We start from the raw sequence: 14,544 nt of genomic DNA on the forward strand, positions 1-14,544 counted from the left end.
ACTGAAACGCGGCCTGCTCTACCTTCTCGCGCGGCGGGCAGTTACCAGGAACAAAGTGGGGAAGTCGACACACAATGGATTCCCACGCCCGAGTCATCGAACCGGAATCCCCAAACCTCGAATCAGTCATCGAAGACGCCAAGGAAGAGCTGTTGAAGCGGCAACGCGACGACGGCCACTGGATCTTCGAGTTCGAGGCGGACGCGACCATTCCGTCGGAATATCTGCTGTTGCAGCATTTCCTCGGAAGCGTCGACGAAGCGTTGCAGGCGAAGATCGCCGTCTATCTGCGTCGCATTCAGGGTGAACACGGCGGTTGGCCGCTGTTCTTCGACGGCGACCTGGACGTCTCCGCCACGGTCAAAGCCTACTACGCTCTGAAGTTGGCCGGCGACGACCCCGAGACGCCGCACATGGTGCGGGCGCGTGAGGCGCTCCTGGCCCGGGGCGGGGCGGCCAAGGCCAACGTCTTCACCCGCATCACCCTGGCGCTCTTCGGCCAGGTGCCTTGGCGGGCGGTGCCGGTCATGCCGGTCGAGATCATGCTGCTGCCGCAGTGGTTCCCCTTCCACCTCTCGAAGGTGTCCTACTGGTCGCGGACGGTGATCGCGCCGCTGCTGGTGCTGATGGCCCTGAAGCCCAAGGCCAAGAACCCCAAGGGCGTCGACATCCGCGAGCTCTTCCTCCAGGACCCGGAGGACGAGGACTACAAGATGAACGCCACCGGCAAGGCGCTGGGCTCGGTCTTCGTCGGGATCGACAAGGTGCTGCGCGCGGTCGAGCCCCTATTCCCGAAGAAAAGCCGCGCGCTGGCCATCGACAAGGCCGTCGACTTCATCAAGCCGCGGCTCAACGGCGAGGACGGCCTGGGCGGCATCTTCCCGGCTATGGCCAACGCGGTCATGGCCTTCGAGGCCCTGGGCTATCCGCGCGACGACGCCGACTTCGCGACTGCCCGCGACGCCATCGAGAAGATGCTGGTGGTGCGCGAGGACGAGGCCTATTGCCAGCCCTGCCTCTCGCCGATCTGGGACACCTGCCTGGCCGCCCACGCCCTGCTCGAGGCCGGCGAAGACCCGGACGGCGGCGCCATGCGCAAGGCCTACCAGTGGCTGCTGGACCGCGAGATCACCGAGGTCAAGGGCGACTGGGCCTGGCAGCGTCCCGACCTAGCGCCCAGCGGCTGGGCCTTCGAGTACCGCAACGACCACTATCCCGATGTCGACGACACCGCGGTCGTGGTCGCCGCCCTGGACCGGGCCAAGACCCCCAATCACCACGCCGCCGTCGAGCGGGCCGCGGTCTGGATCGAAGGCATGCAGAGCCGCAACGGCGGCTGGGGCTCTTTCGACGCCGACAACACCTGCGACTATCTGAACTACATCCCCTTCGCCGACCACGGCGCCTTGCTCGATCCGCCGACGGTGGACGTCACCGCGCGCTGCATCTCGATGCTGTGCCAGCTCGGCTACGACCGGAACCATCCGGTTGTCGCCCGCGGCCTAGCGTACCTGCGCAGCGAGCAGGAGGAGGACGGCTCCTGGTACGGCCGCTGGGGCATCAACTACGTCTACGGCACCTGGTCGGCGCTCTGCGCCTTCAACATCGCCGGCGAGGACATGCAGGCCCCGCACATCCGCAAGGCGGTCGAATATCTCGAAACCGTGCAGCGGGAAGACGGCGGCTGGGGCGAGGACTGCGCGACTTACTGGCTCGAGCGACGCAAGGAGGTCAAGGCCAGCACGCCGTCGCAGACCTCCTGGGCCCTGCTCGCCCTGATGGCCGCAGGTGAGGTCGACAGCCCAGCGGTCGAGCGCGGCGTCAACTACCTGCTGAACCTGCCGCGCGAGGGTGCGAAGTGGCAGGAAGACCACTACACGGGCACCGGCTTCCCGCGGGTCTTTTACATCCGCTACGACGGCTACAGCGCCTACTTCCCGCTCTGGGCCCTGGCCCGCTACCGCAACCTCCGCCAGGCCAACGAGCGCAGCGTCAGGTACGGCATGTGACCCGGCTGGGCGTGGTCGTCGGCCTCGCCGCAGAGGCCGAGATCATCGCTCCTGCCGAGCCGCTGGGCGAAGGGCCGGCTTCCCTGCTGGCGATCTCGGGCGCCGACAGCGACCGCGCCGCCGAATCCGCCCTACGGCTGATCGCCGAGGGCGCCGGGGCGCTCTTGTCCTTCGGCATCGCCGGCGCGCTGTCACCGGCACTTCGCCCGGGTGCCTTGATCCTGCCCCCGACCGTGATCTGCCCGGATGGCCAACAGGCCGAGACCGACCCGCGGTGGCGTGACAATCTCGGTGCCTGCCTTGAGGAACAAGGCCTCACGGCCCTCGCGGAGCCCCTTCTGGGAAGCGCGGAGACGGTGACCACGCCCGACGCGAAAGCTGCCCTCTTCGCGCGCCATGGCGCCCTGGCGGTGGACATGGAGAGCCATGCGGTGGCGACTGCCGCCCTGGCGGCCGGGCTGCCCTTCCTGGTGCTGCGGAGCATCGCCGATCCCGCCGGACGGGCCCTGCCGTCCTGGGCCATGGCGGCCACCGGTCCCGACGGCCGGGTCAGGCTTGGGACCGCAGTCGTGGCCCTCTGCCGCCGGCCCTGGGAAATCCCAGCGGCGATCCGGCTCGGTGCCGAGACCCGGCGCGCGCTGAACGCCCTAGGCCGCGCTGTCCGCCTTTGCCCGCGGCTCGGGCTGCCGCTCTGAAGACCCCGCCGCGGGGGCGTGGATCTCCTCGACCGCCTCGCGGACCAGGGCATCGAAGACGAACTCCGCCGGCCGCTGCTTGTCGAGCGGGATCTCCGGCGCCATCGGGCCCTCGGTGTCGATGCCCTTGCGAGACAGCTTCCAGGCCTTGAGCGGGTTGTTGAGGGTGTCGGTCACCGCCGTCGCCTCGTAACCGCAGTGGACCATGCAGTTGGCGCACTTCTCGTAGTTGCCGGTCCCGTAGCCGTCCCAGTCGGTCGACTCCATCAGCTCCGTGAAGGAGGCGGCATAGCCCTCGTTGAGCAGGTAGCAGGGCCGCTGCCAGCCGAAGATGTTGCGGGTCGGGTTGCCCCAGGGCGTGCACTCGTAGGTTTGGTTGCCGGCCAGGAAGTCGAGGAACAGGGTCGACTGGCTGAAGTCCCAGTTCTTGCCCTCGCCGCGTCGGAAGACGTCGCGGAAGAGGTTCTTGGTCCGCTCGCGAGTCAGGAAATGCTCCTGGTCCGGCGCCCGCTCGTAGGCATAGCCCGGCGAGACCGTGATCCCGTCGACCTTGAGCTCGTCGGTCACATAATCGAAGAACTCGGCGACCTTGTCCGGCTCCGCGTTGTTGAACAGCGTCGAGTTGACGTTGACGCGGAAGCCCTTGGCCTTGACCGCCTTGATCGCCTTGATCGCGCGCTGGAAGACGCCCTTCTGGTCGACCGCGTGGTCGTGCTCCTCCTCCAGGCCGTCGAGATGGATGGAGAAGGTCAGATAGGGGCTCGGCTTGAAGAGGTGGAGCTTCTTCTCCAGCAGCAGCGCGTTGGTGCAGAGGTAGACGAAGCGCTTGCGCTTGATCAGCTCCGAGACGATCTCGCCGATCTCCTTGTGCAGCAAGGGCTCGCCGCCGGGAATCGAGACCATGGGCGCGCCGCACTCCTCGGCCGCCTGGATGCAGTCCTCGACCGAGAGGCGCTTGTTGAGGATGGCGTCCGGATAGTCGATCTTGCCGCAGCCCGGACAGGCCAGGTTGCAGCGGAACAGCGGCTCCAGCATCAGCACCAGGGGATAGCGCTTCCGTCCGGTCAGGCGCTGCTTGAGGATATAGGCACCGACGCGGATCTGCTGTCTCAGGGGAATCGGCAAGGTCTGGACCCTCTCATCCGTGAACTGCGAGCGCTCAAGCCTCCGTCCGGCCCGAGGCGGCCGGCGCAGAGTTGCGAATCAGACGCATTTAGCGCGGCGTCGCGGTAAAAATGCCCCTTCCGCAGCCCGGCTTCAAGGCCAAGCAGACGCAGAAGGCCGAACGGCGCGAAAGAACTTGCGAGGCGTGATCCCTCGGCCACAGCCTTCGCCCCCGTAGTGGGCCGGCAGGTTCGGCGCCGGAGCTATTGCAGATAGCCGCCCCGCCTGAACCATTCGATGGAGTCGGCCAGCGCCTCCTCCCAGGGCCGAAAGCGATAGCCCAGGTCGGAGATGGCCTTGGCGCTGGAAAAGAACATCCGTTTACGCGCCATGCGGACGCCTTCGATCGTCACGAAGGGGGTGCCGTTTGGGCGCAGCCGCGACCAGGCTTCGGAGGCCGCCGCGATCGGCATGACCACGCTGTGCGGCAGCTTGACCCGCGGGGCCTTGCCGCCGGTCAGCTGAGCAATGCCCTCCAGGATCTCGGCCAGGGTCATGTTGGTCCCGCCCAGGATATATCGCTCGCCGATCTGACCGATGTCATAGGCCAGGAGATGGCCCTCGGCGACATCGTCCACATGGACCACGTTGAGGCCGGTGTCGACGAAGGCCGGCATGCGCCCGGCGGCGGCCTCGACGATCATGCGCCCGGTCGGGGTCGGCTTGACGTCGCGCGGCCCGATCGGCGTCGAGGGGTTGACGATGACGATGGGCAGGCCGGCCTCGGCGATCAGCTCATTGACCGCCTCTTCGGCCAGGAACTTGGAGCGCTTGTAGTGCCCGATCATGTCCTTGAGGTTTGACGGCGTCTCCTCGTCGGCCGGCGTACCATCCCTGTGGATGCCGAGGGTCGCGACCGAGCTGGTGTAGACGATTCGCTCCACGCCGGCGTTGGCCGCCGCGCGCAGGAGGTTGCGGGTCCCCTCCAGGTTGGCCTGGTAGATCTCGTCCGGCCGGCGCGACCAGAGGCGGTAGTCGGCCGCCAGGTGATAGAGCCCGCGGGCGCCGGCAACCAAGGTCGACAGCGACGGCGGATCCAGGAGGTCTGCCTCGACGACTTCGATATCAAGGCCTTCGAGGTTGCGCCGGTCGCTCCCGGCGCGGGCCATCACGCGCACGGTCTCGCCGCGCTTCAACAAGCTGCGAACCACGGACGAGCCGACGAAGCCGGTGGCCCCGGTAACGACGACGGTCAAGACTGAGCCTCCCCTCCTGATCCGGCCAGAGCCTGCAGGGATTCCTGGGACGACGGCGGATTCTGACGACACCACATTGACTTGTAAGCCGAAAGGTACGACCTAATGCGCGAGGGAAAAACGGGTGCGCACGACATCCGAACGAGAGCTTACTGCCCAGCCGAAACCCGCGCCAGAGGAGATATTGTGTCGCGTTTCCTCGTTGTCATCCTGACACTTCTCTTCACCCTCGGCTCCCCTGCGGCGGCCGGCGATTCGACCGGGCCGAGCGCGGCGGTCGCGCGGCTGAACGCGGCCCTGCTGGACGCCATGAAGAACGCAGCGCAGCTCGGCTACACGGGGCGCTACCAGCGCCTGGCCCCGGTCCTCAGCGAAACCTTCAACTTTCCGGTCATGGCTCGGGTCTCGGTCGGCCGGCATTGGTCCAAGCTCTCCGCCGAACAGCGCGATCGGCTGGTCGATGCCTTCTCGCGCATGAGCATCGCGACCTTCGCCGCCCGCTTCGACGGCTACTCCGGGGAGAAGATGGAAGTCCTCGGCGAGGAGGAAGGCCTGCGGCAGTCCGTTCTGGTACGCAACCAGCTGGTCAAGGCCGACGGCGAGATCATTCCCCTGCACTACCTGATGCGCAAGTTCGAGGCGGGCTGGCGTGCGGTCGATGTCCACCTGGACGCCAAGTTCAGCGAGGTGGCGACAAAGCGCGCGGAATACACCTCGGTCATCAGCCGCGAGGGCTTCGACGCCCTGATCACCAGCCTCGAGCGGAAGATTGCCGAGCTGGCCTCCGGCCAGTCAGGCGACCAGGGATAAGGCCGCTCCACCTCAGATGATCGCGTGACGGATCCGGGCGGAGACCCATTCGCTGACCACGACCGTCAAGAGGATCGCGATCAGGATCACGCTGACCTTGCTCCAGGCCAGCTCCATCACCGAGGCGTTCAGCTGGATCCCGATGCCACCGGCGCCGACCAGGCCGAGGATCGTCGATTCCCGGATGTTGATGTCCCAGCGGAACACCGAGATTCCGGCGAAGGCGGGGGCGATCTGCGGCACGATGCCGTAGGCCAGGACCTGCGGCTTCGCCGCGCCGGTCGCGGTGACCGCCTCGACCTGGCCCGGATCGATCTCCTCGATCGCCTCGTAAAGCAGCTTGGCGACGAAGCCGATGGAACGGAAGCCGATCGCGATGATCCCAGCGAACTCGCCCGGCCCGACGATGGCGACCAGCAGCAGCGCCCAGATCAGCGAGTTGATCGAGCGCGAGGCAACGATGATGAACAGCGCGATGGGACGCAGGAAGACGACGCTGGGCGTGGTGTTGCGGGCGGCGAGGAAAGCGACGGGAACGGCGATGACGATCGCCATCGCGGTCCCGATCGTGGCGATGTTCAGGGTGTCCCAGAGCGGCACCCAGAGCTGGTCAATGTAGCTCCACCGCGGCGGAACCATGCGGTCCGCCAGGTCGCCGGCCTGGGTGCCGGCGTCGAGGACGAAGAACCAGATCGTCTTGTCCGAGATCAGCTGGAAGCAGTAGAGGAAGACCATCATCCCGATCAGCCAGCCGGCCCAGATCGCAAGCTGCCGGCCGCGCTCGCGCCGCTGCCAGACCTTGAGGCCGCCTTGTTCGCGAACCGGCATCACTGCACCCACTTGCGGACGTAGCCGGAGAGGTACTCGATCGCCATGACGATGGCGATGATGACCAGCAGGATCGCCGCCGCCGAATCGAACTCGTAGCGCTCGAAGGCGGTGTTCAGGGTCGCCCCGATCCCGCCGCCGCCGACGATGCCGACGACCGCGGATTCCCGGAAGTTGATGTCGAAGCGGTAGAGCGACAGGCCGATGAAGCGGGGCAGGACCTGCGGCTGGACCGCGTAGTTCAGCCACTGGAACCAGCCGGCGCCGGTCGCCCGCACCGCCTCGGCCTGGGTCGGGTCCATGTCCTCGATGTCCTCGGCCAGCAGCTTGGCGAAGAACCCGATGGTGGCGAAGCTGAGGGTAACGAAGCCGGCGAAGGGCCCGAAGCCGAAGAGCTTGACGAAGAAGATCGCCAGGAGGACCTCCTGGAAGCTGCGCGACACGGCGATGATGCCCCGGCAGACGTAGTAGACCGGCAGCGGCGCGATGTTGCGCGCCGCGCCCAGCCCGACCGGCACCGAAATCAGGATGCCGACCACCGTCGAGGCCACGGTCATCCAGAGGCTTTCGTTGATCCCCTCGAGGATCTCCTCCCAGCGCGAGGTGAAGTCCGGCGGGAAGAAGGCGGCGATGAAGGCCTGGCCGCGCGGCAGGCCGTCGTAGACCCGCGACCAGTTGACCTCGATGGTGCCGAAGGCGGCCGCCAGATAGAGCGCGACGCCGAGGCCCAGGGTCCAGCGCAGCCAACGGCGCTTGATCAGCGGCGGCGGCCGCCAGCGGCGCCCCGCCACCGTCGCCATGGTCATGGCCGCGCGCCCATCAGGTCATGCCCGCCAGCCGGTCGCGGTCGGGCTCCGGCAGGTCGTGGTGCGCCGTGGTGTCTTCGGCCTCGTCGTCCTCTCCGTCCTTGCCGATCGTCGACGACCAGTCCTCCTCGCCGTAGATCTGGGTCAGGACCTTGTCGGTCAGGCCCTGTGGCCCGCCGTCGTAGACGATCTCGCCGAGCTGCAGGCCGACGATGCGCTGGGCGAACATCTTGGCCAGCAGGACGTCATGGATGTTGATGATCGCCGGCAGGGCCCGCTCCTCGCAGAGCTCGCAGATCAGGCGCATGATCTGCCGCGAGGTCTTGGGGTCGAGGCTGGCCGTCGGCTCGTCGACCAGCAGCAGCTGAGGGTCCTGGATCAGCGCCCGGGCGATCCCGACCCGTTGCCGCTGGCCGCCGGAGAGCTCGTCGGCCCGCTTGTCGACCATGTCCTCGAGCCCGACCCGTGCGAGGAGCCGGAAGGCCTCGTCGATGTCCCTCTGCGGGAAGCGCCGGAAGTAGCTGCGCCAGAAGCCGACGTAGCCCAGGCGGCCCGAGAGCACGTTCTCCATCACCGTCAGGCGCTCGACCAGGGCGTACTCCTGAAAGATCATGCCCATCTGGCGGCGCAGGCGGCGCAGGGCGCGGCCGCCCAGGCTGGTGATCTCGACCGTGTCCAGCCAGACCTTGCCGCCGCTCGGCTCGACCAGGCGGTTGATGCAGCGGATCAGGGTCGACTTGCCGGCCCCAGACGGGCCGATCAGGGCCAGGACCTGGCCCTTGGGCATCTCAAGATCGACGCCCTTCAGAGCCAGGTCCCCCGTCGGATAGCGCTTGGTCAGCCCCTCCAGGCGCAGCACGCCCCGCCTCCTCGGCCGCCGGCGCCGTTCAGCGGCAGTCGTAGGAGACGCCGTTGGCCGCGTCGATCTTGCGGATGACGTCCCAGTCCGACTTGTGGTGGATCGAGACGAAGCGGTCTTCCTTCTTGAACTCCTGCTTCAGGTCGCTGCCTTCCCAGTCGAAGGTGAAGAAGGCCTGCTTGATCTTGGCGACCAGGGCCGGATGCAGGTTGTGGGCGTGGCCGTAGCCGGTGGTCGGGAAGGTCGCCGACCTGTAGATCGTATTGATCTGCTCGGCCTTGATGACCTCGCGGTCGATCATCCGCTTCAGGACCGAGTTGGCGACCGCGGCCGCCTCGTAGTCCTTGTTGGCGACGCCCAGGATCGAATTGTCGTGCTTGCCGGAAAAGGTGGTGGTGAAGTCCTGGTCGGCGACCATGCCGAACTCCGACTTGAGCAGCGCCGAGGGCGCCTTGAAGCCGGAGTTCGAGGTCGGCGAGGTGAAGGCCAGCTGCTTGCCCTTGAGGTCGGCCGGCGTCTGCAAGGGGCTGCCGGCCGGGACGATGATTTCCATCTCGTACCCGAAGGAGCCGTCGGCCGAGGCCATCATCGCGAAGGGCACGAAGCCGGCGCAGTTCACGGCCACCGGGTTGCCGCCGGTGTTGACCCCGGCCACGTGCAGCCGGCCGGAGCGCATCGCCTCGTACTGGGCGGCGTAGGACTGGACCGGGAAGAAGACCACCTTGCGGCCGGTGACCTTCGACATGTGGTCGATGAAGCTCTGCCAGACCTTGGCGTAGACCGCCGGATCCTCGACCGGCGTATACGAGAAGATGACGGTGTCCGGATCGACCCACTTGCTCTCGTCCAGGGGCAGGTCGGCCACCAGGTCGCCGTCGCGGTCGCAGTAGCGCTGGTCGAGGGTCCCCCGCGGGCAGTCTTCCTGCGCCTGGACGGGCTGCGCGCCCAGGGCCAGGCCCAGCACCACCAAACCGGCAAGGCTGCCGGACATACGACTCGTCAAATGAAGCATGAAGCTCGCTCCTCCCTGTTGAACGCCGCCGCTGATTGCGGACGGCGCGGCCCTTTGCGGGCTCGTTCTGACATTGATTTTTGACACTAGTTCGCGGATCGCCCGTACGCAAACGAACAGAGCCGGGGCCGTCCTGCGCCCTATTCGGCCGCCATCGGAAAGGCGAGGCGCGCCAGGTCCCGGGTCAAGCCGGCCGCCTGCTCGGCGTCGAGGGCGGCCAGGGGAGGACGGATCCGGCGCCAGGCGGGATCGCCGTTGCGCTGGGCCATGATCTCCTTCAGGGCTGGGATCATCGGATAGGCCTGGATCGCCTTGCGCAGCGCGACCATCTCGTCGTTGAGCCGCGCCGCCTCGCTGCCCCGCCAGTTGTCGTAGACCGCGCGAATCGCCGCCGCGGTGACGTTGGCGGTCGCCGTGATGCAGCCGACCCCGCCACCCTTGAGATTGTCCAGCAGGAAGGCCTCCGAGCCGACGAAGGTGCCGAAGCCCGGCAAGGCCCCGAGCACCGCCTCGGTGTTCGCCCAGTCGCCGGAGCTGTCCTTGATGCCGACGACGGTTTCGGGATAGGCCGCCACCAGCCGCTCGATCAGCGGCAGGGACCAGCCGACCTGGGCCACCGGCGGGATGTGGTAGAGGTAGACCTTGAGCCGGGGATCGCCGACCCGCTCGATCACCTCGGCCGCGTAGGCGAAGAGGCCGTCGTCGTCGACCGCCTTGTAGTAGAAGGGCGGCAGCAGCAGCACCCCGCCGCAGCCGAGCCGAACCGCCCGCTCGGTCAGGGCGACGGTATCGGGCAGCGCGCAGCACCCGGTGCCCGGCATGAGCTTCGCCGCCGACACGCCGGCGGCCAGCTCCTCGAGCAGGCGCAGCTTCTCGTCGACCGACAGAGCGTTGCCCTCGCTGGTGGTCCCGAAGACCGCGAGGCCGGTCGCCCCCTCGTCCAGCAGGGCCCGGCAATGCGCCACGAAGCGGCCCGCATCCGGCGCCAGCTCCGCGTCGTAGGGCGTCAGCACCGGCACCAGCACGCCTGAGAAAGCCTGATCCTCGAACATCGCGTCCTCCCCCCGACGACCTCGGTTTCGCGGGGCGAGGGTACAACGAAGCCGTCGCCCTGTCGCGGCCCTCGATTTCAACGGCGTTACCGCGGCCCGGATCGGTGATCGCTTCCCTCTCCAGTTTCACGCCGCCACCTTGATCTGAGGCATCGGAACCGGCGCCTCCAAGGCCCCGCCGTTACACTTGGGTTACCGCCGGGTGAAGTCTTTTACCCACAGGCCAAACCCTTGAATTTTTACCTTTTCCTTACTTCGGGGGATTGATATGGCAGCCCCGGATCGAAGCTTCGGCGGTGGTCGAGTCCCATGGAAATGACAGCGGTTCAGACGCGCGAGACCAGAGCCCACTACCGCACCATCTGGATCTCCGACGTCCATCTCGGCACCCGCGGTTGCAAGGCCGAGATCCTGCTCGACTTCCTGCGCCACACCGAGTCGGACCAGCTCTACCTGGTCGGCGACATCGTCGACGGCTGGCGCCTGCGCAAGTCCTGGTTCTGGCCCCAGAGCCACAACGACGTGGTCCAGAAGCTGCTGCGCAAGGGTCGCAAGGGCACCCGGCTGATCTACGTCCCGGGCAACCACGACGAGTTCCTGCGCGAGTACACCGGCCGGCACTTCGGCGGCCTGGAGGTCGTGCAGGACATCGTCCACGTCACCGCCGACGGCAAGCGGCTGCTGGTCACCCACGGCGACGCCTTCGACGGCATTGTGAAGTACGCCCGCTGGCTGGCCCTGCTCGGCGACTGGGCCTACACCTTGGCCCTGGCCCTGAACCACTGGTACAACCTCGGCCGGCGGCGCCTCGGCTTTCCCTACTGGTCGCTCTCGGCCTATCTCAAGGCGAAGGTCAAGAACGCGGTCAAGTTCATCGACAACTACGAGGAGGCGGTCGCGGCCGAGGCCCGGCGGCGCGGCGTCGACGGCGTGGTCTGCGGGCACATCCACAAAGCCCAGCTGCGCGAGATGAACGGCATCATCTACTGCAACGACGGCGACTGGGTGGAGAGCTGCACCGCGCTGGTCGAGCACAGGGACGGCCGCTTGGAGCTGATCCATTGGGCCGAGAAGCGGGCCCTTTCGATGCTCGAAGCCGCGTGAGGCAGCCAGCCTTCGGCTGGAACGGCCAAGCCAGCGGTTGGCTCCGACGATGCGGCTGACGATCGTCACCGATGCTTGGTTCCCTCAGATCAACGGAGTGGTGCGCACCCTCCATCGCGTGAAGCAGGAGCTGGAAGCTCTGGGGCGAGAGGTCCAGGTGGTCTCGCCCGACCTCTTCGCGAACCTGCCCTGTCCGACCTATCCCGAGATCCGCCTGGCCCTGTTTTCCCGGCGACGGCTGACCCGGATGCTCGACAGCTTCCAGCCCGCCGCCATCCACATCGCGACCGAAGCCCCGCTCGGCCTGGCGGCTCGGCGCTACTGCCTGAAGCGCGGCTACGCCTTCACGACCTCTTTCCACACGCGCTTTCCCGAATACGTCCAGGCCCGCTTCGGGATCCCCACCGCTTGGGGCTACGCCTGGCTGCGCCGCTTCCATCGGCCCGCCGCCGGCGTGATGGTCGCCACGCAAAGCCTTAAGCAGGACCTGGCCCGCCGCGGCTTCCGGAACCTGATCGAGTGGAGCCGCGGGGTCGACACCGACCTGTTCCGTCCCCGGAAGGAGGCGCTCTTTGACCTGCCGCGGCCGATCTTCATCTGCGTCGGCCGGGTCGCCGTCGAGAAGAACCTCGAGGCCTTCCTCGACCTGGAACTGCCGGGCAGCAAGGTCGTGGTCGGCGACGGCCCGCTGCTGCCGACCCTGAAGCGGCGCTACCCGCAGGTCCATTTCACCGGCGCCAAGGTCGGCGACGACCTGGCCCGGCACTACGCCTCGGCCGACGTCTTCGTCTTTCCGAGCCGGACCGACACCTTCGGCCTTGTGCTCCTGGAGGCCCTGGCCTCCGGCCTGCCGGTCGCCGCCTACCCGGTCACCGGGCCCTTGGACGTGATCGACGGCGCGCCGGTCGGCTGCCTGGACGACGACCTCGGCAAGGCCGCCCGCGCCGCAGCCGAGCTGTCGCCGGGAGCCTGCCGCGATCACGCCCTCCGCTTCTCCTGGGCCCGCTGCGCCGAACAATTTGCGAGTAACCTGCACATACTTCCTTAACGGTCCAAAGGCCCGGACGACCGGCTGCTTCCGGTCGATTGACCCGGAATCTTCATGTGACATTTATGAAGCTTTAACCATAGGCTTGTTTACTTGTGATCATTGCCCATGTAGCATGGGTATAGGTGAACGGCTGGTTCCTGTGGTGATGAGATTAAGGTAGCCATAGGGATCGGTCGGTTCACCAATTACATGAATGGCCTTCGCGCAAAGGCGCGGGTCGAACGCCCCCTGAAAAGCGGGGCGTTTTGTTTTTCGGCAGGCGGCCAGCGTCTCTTCCGGACTGGTCGCCGCGATCCAAGACTTGCCGAATACCTGGCGGGCGGAGCCCTTCGGACCCTCTAACGCGGCTTCGCCCGCAGCCAGCCGAAGACCCAGGTGGCCAGCGCTGCGCCCACGACCTGCGCCAGGATGAAGGCCGGCGCGTCGCCCGGCGCAATGCCCGAGAAGGTGTCGGTCAGGGTGCGTCCCAGGGTGACGGCCGGATTGGCGAAGGAGGTCGAGGCCGTGTACCAGTAGGCAGCGGTGATATAGAGCCCGACCGCGTAGGGCACCGCCTCCGGCCGGGCACGCAGGCAGCCAAGGATCGTCGCCACCAGGCCGAAGGTCGCCACCACCTCGGCGGCCCACTGCGCCCCGCCGCTGCGCAGGGTCGTCGAGGCCTGGAGCACCGGCTCGGCGAACATGACGTGGGCGACCATCACCCCCAGGGCGGCGGCCAGAACCTGCACGACCAGGTAGGCCAGGGCGTCCGCGAGGCCGATCTCGCGGCGCAAGAGGAAGGCCAGGGTCACCGCCGGGTTGAAGTGGGCGCCCGAGAGCGGGCCGAAGATCAGGATCAGGACCGCCAGCCCGGCCCCAGTCGCGACCGCGTTGGCCAGCAGGGCGATGGCCACGTTGCCGCCGGACAGGCGGTCGCCCATGATCCCGGAGCCGACCACGATCGCGAGCAGGAAGGCCGTCCCCAGGCCCTCGGCGACCAGGCGGCGCGGCAGATCGACGGCGACCTCGGCGGGCTCCCGCTCGGCGGCCACGGCGCGGACCTCGGTCACGACGGCACCTTGTCCTGATCGCCGATCTCGCGCAGGCGGCTCTGCAGGGTGAGCTTGTCCAGCGAGGCGATCGGCAGGTTCACGAAGATGCTGATTCGGTTGGAGAGCATGCGAAAGGCCTCGCCGAAGGCGGCCCGACGCTCGGCCTCGCTGCCTTCGGACGCGGCCGGATCGGGAACGCCCCAATGCGCAGTCATGGGCTGGCCAGGCCAGACCGGACAGACCTCCCCGGCCGCGTTGCCGCAGACCGTGAAGACGAAGTCCAGCTCCGGCGCCCCGGGCCCGGCGAACTCGTCCCAGCTCTTCGAGCGCAGCTCCGCGGTCGGATAGTTCTGGTTGCGCAAAAGGTCGATCGCGAAGGGGTGCACCTCTCCTTTCGGCTGGCTGCCAGCACTGAAGCCCCTGAAGCGACCCATGCCTTCCCGGTTGAGAATACATTCGGCGAGGATGCTTCGCGCCGAGTTGCCGGTGCAGAGGAACAGAACGTCGTAGACCTTTTCCGTCATCTCTATCCCTTCCCTTTTGCCTCTTCCAATTCAGCAGCGCTCCGCCCCGACCAGATCGCCGCAGAGCTCCGGACGGCCGCCGCAGCAGTCTTCGGTCAGGAAGGCCAGAAGCCGGCGCGTCCCCTCGATGTCGGCGGCATAGAGAATCTGCCGTCCGTTCCGCCGGGACGCCAGCAGCCCGGCCCGCTCCAACTGGCCCAGGTGGAAGGAGAGCGTGGCTGGCGCGACCCCCAGGCGGGCGGCGATCAGCCCGGCCGGCAGGCCGCCCCGGCCAGCCTCGATCAGAAGGCGGAACACGGCGAGCCGGGTCTCCTGTGCCAAGGCCGCCAGGGCAGCGACCGCGGATGTCATTTCCATATTTTGACAATTATCAAAATATTGTGCCGTGTCAAGTCGCCGAGAC

The 14,544-nt window shown here is 67.4% G+C and carries 15 protein-coding genes; 5 read left to right on the forward strand and 10 right to left on the reverse strand.

Features of this window, described 5'->3' with window-relative positions:
- Window positions 1-74 precede the first annotated feature (74 nt).
- Window positions 75-2,009, forward strand: coding sequence for a squalene--hopene cyclase (gene shc / locus QNJ30_10665; protein ID MDJ0943920.1), 1,935 nt, complete (start codon window positions 75-77; stop codon window positions 2,007-2,009).
- Complete coding sequence (locus QNJ30_10670; GenBank protein MDJ0943921.1) at window positions 2,006-2,704, forward strand: hypothetical protein; 699 nt, start codon at window positions 2,006-2,008, stop codon at window positions 2,702-2,704. The genes shc and QNJ30_10670 overlap by 4 nt, the downstream gene beginning before the upstream one ends.
- Here QNJ30_10670 and hpnH read toward each other — a convergent pair.
- Both hpnH and QNJ30_10680 read right to left on the reverse strand, forming a co-directional pair.
- Entirely contained in the window at window positions 2,657-3,829 is a 1,173-nt protein-coding gene (hpnH, locus tag QNJ30_10675) for an adenosyl-hopene transferase HpnH (protein ID MDJ0943922.1), read from the reverse strand. The two genes, QNJ30_10670 and hpnH, sit on opposite strands and share 48 nt — an antisense overlap.
- 242 nt (window positions 3,830-4,071) lie before the next feature.
- The gene (locus tag QNJ30_10680) at window positions 4,072-5,064 is read right to left on the reverse strand and encodes an NAD-dependent epimerase/dehydratase family protein (GenBank protein MDJ0943923.1); all 993 of its coding nucleotides are present in this window, start codon (window positions 5,062-5,064) and stop codon (window positions 4,072-4,074) included.
- Between the two features lie 186 nt (window positions 5,065-5,250).
- Here QNJ30_10680 and QNJ30_10685 point away from each other — a divergent pair, with 186 nt between their 5' ends.
- Complete coding sequence (locus QNJ30_10685) at window positions 5,251-5,874, forward strand: ABC transporter substrate-binding protein (protein ID MDJ0943924.1); 624 nt, start codon at window positions 5,251-5,253, stop codon at window positions 5,872-5,874.
- Between the two features lie 12 nt (window positions 5,875-5,886).
- On the opposite strand, the gene phnE (QNJ30_10690) is transcribed toward QNJ30_10685, so the two are convergent.
- The 5 genes from phnE (QNJ30_10690) to QNJ30_10710 form a co-directional block, all read right to left on the reverse strand.
- A complete protein-coding gene (gene phnE, locus QNJ30_10690) occupies window positions 5,887-6,702 on the reverse strand; it encodes a phosphonate ABC transporter, permease protein PhnE (protein ID MDJ0943925.1) in 816 nt (271 codons plus the stop codon).
- Complete coding sequence (phnE, locus tag QNJ30_10695) at window positions 6,702-7,508, reverse strand: phosphonate ABC transporter, permease protein PhnE (GenBank protein MDJ0943926.1); 807 nt, start codon at window positions 7,506-7,508, stop codon at window positions 6,702-6,704. Before phnE (QNJ30_10695) ends, phnE (QNJ30_10690) begins: the two co-directional genes overlap by 1 nt.
- A gap of 13 nt (window positions 7,509-7,521) precedes the next feature.
- The gene (gene phnC, locus QNJ30_10700; protein ID MDJ0943927.1) at window positions 7,522-8,367 is read right to left on the reverse strand and encodes a phosphonate ABC transporter ATP-binding protein; all 846 of its coding nucleotides are present in this window, start codon (window positions 8,365-8,367) and stop codon (window positions 7,522-7,524) included.
- A gap of 28 nt (window positions 8,368-8,395) precedes the next feature.
- Entirely contained in the window at window positions 8,396-9,379 is a 984-nt protein-coding gene (phnD, locus tag QNJ30_10705) for a phosphate/phosphite/phosphonate ABC transporter substrate-binding protein (GenBank protein MDJ0943928.1), read from the reverse strand.
- Window positions 9,380-9,519: 140 nt separating this feature from the next.
- Window positions 9,520-10,431 (reverse strand): dihydrodipicolinate synthase family protein, encoded by a 912-nt coding sequence (locus QNJ30_10710; GenBank protein MDJ0943929.1) that lies wholly within the window; start codon window positions 10,429-10,431, stop codon window positions 9,520-9,522.
- Window positions 10,432-10,746: 315 nt separating this feature from the next.
- Here QNJ30_10710 and QNJ30_10715 point away from each other — a divergent pair, with 315 nt between their 5' ends.
- Window positions 10,747-11,535 (forward strand): UDP-2,3-diacylglucosamine diphosphatase, encoded by a 789-nt coding sequence (locus QNJ30_10715; protein ID MDJ0943930.1) that lies wholly within the window; start codon window positions 10,747-10,749, stop codon window positions 11,533-11,535.
- 49 nt (window positions 11,536-11,584) lie between these two features.
- Complete coding sequence (locus QNJ30_10720) at window positions 11,585-12,583, forward strand: glycosyltransferase family 1 protein (GenBank protein ID MDJ0943931.1); 999 nt, start codon at window positions 11,585-11,587, stop codon at window positions 12,581-12,583.
- Between the two features lie 341 nt (window positions 12,584-12,924).
- Here the strand turns inward: QNJ30_10720 and QNJ30_10725 are convergent, their stop codons facing one another.
- The 3 genes from QNJ30_10725 to QNJ30_10735 are packed head-to-tail and all read right to left on the reverse strand — an operon-like array spanning window position 12,925 to window position 14,492.
- Complete coding sequence (locus QNJ30_10725) at window positions 12,925-13,635, reverse strand: MIP/aquaporin family protein (protein MDJ0943932.1); 711 nt, start codon at window positions 13,633-13,635, stop codon at window positions 12,925-12,927.
- Window positions 13,632-14,141 carry an arsenate reductase ArsC gene (locus QNJ30_10730; GenBank protein ID MDJ0943933.1) on the reverse strand — a complete coding sequence of 170 codons (510 nt, stop codon included), beginning with the start codon at window positions 14,139-14,141 and terminating at the stop codon, window positions 13,632-13,634. Before QNJ30_10730 ends, QNJ30_10725 begins: the two co-directional genes overlap by 4 nt.
- 30 nt (window positions 14,142-14,171) lie before the next feature.
- Window positions 14,172-14,492, reverse strand: coding sequence for a metalloregulator ArsR/SmtB family transcription factor (locus QNJ30_10735; GenBank protein ID MDJ0943934.1), 321 nt, complete (start codon window positions 14,490-14,492; stop codon window positions 14,172-14,174).
- Window positions 14,493-14,544: the final 52 nt, after the last annotated feature.

This window comes from Kiloniellales bacterium (assembly GCA_030066685.1).
Lineage (GTDB): Bacteria > Pseudomonadota > Alphaproteobacteria > Kiloniellales > JAKSBE01 > JAKSBE01.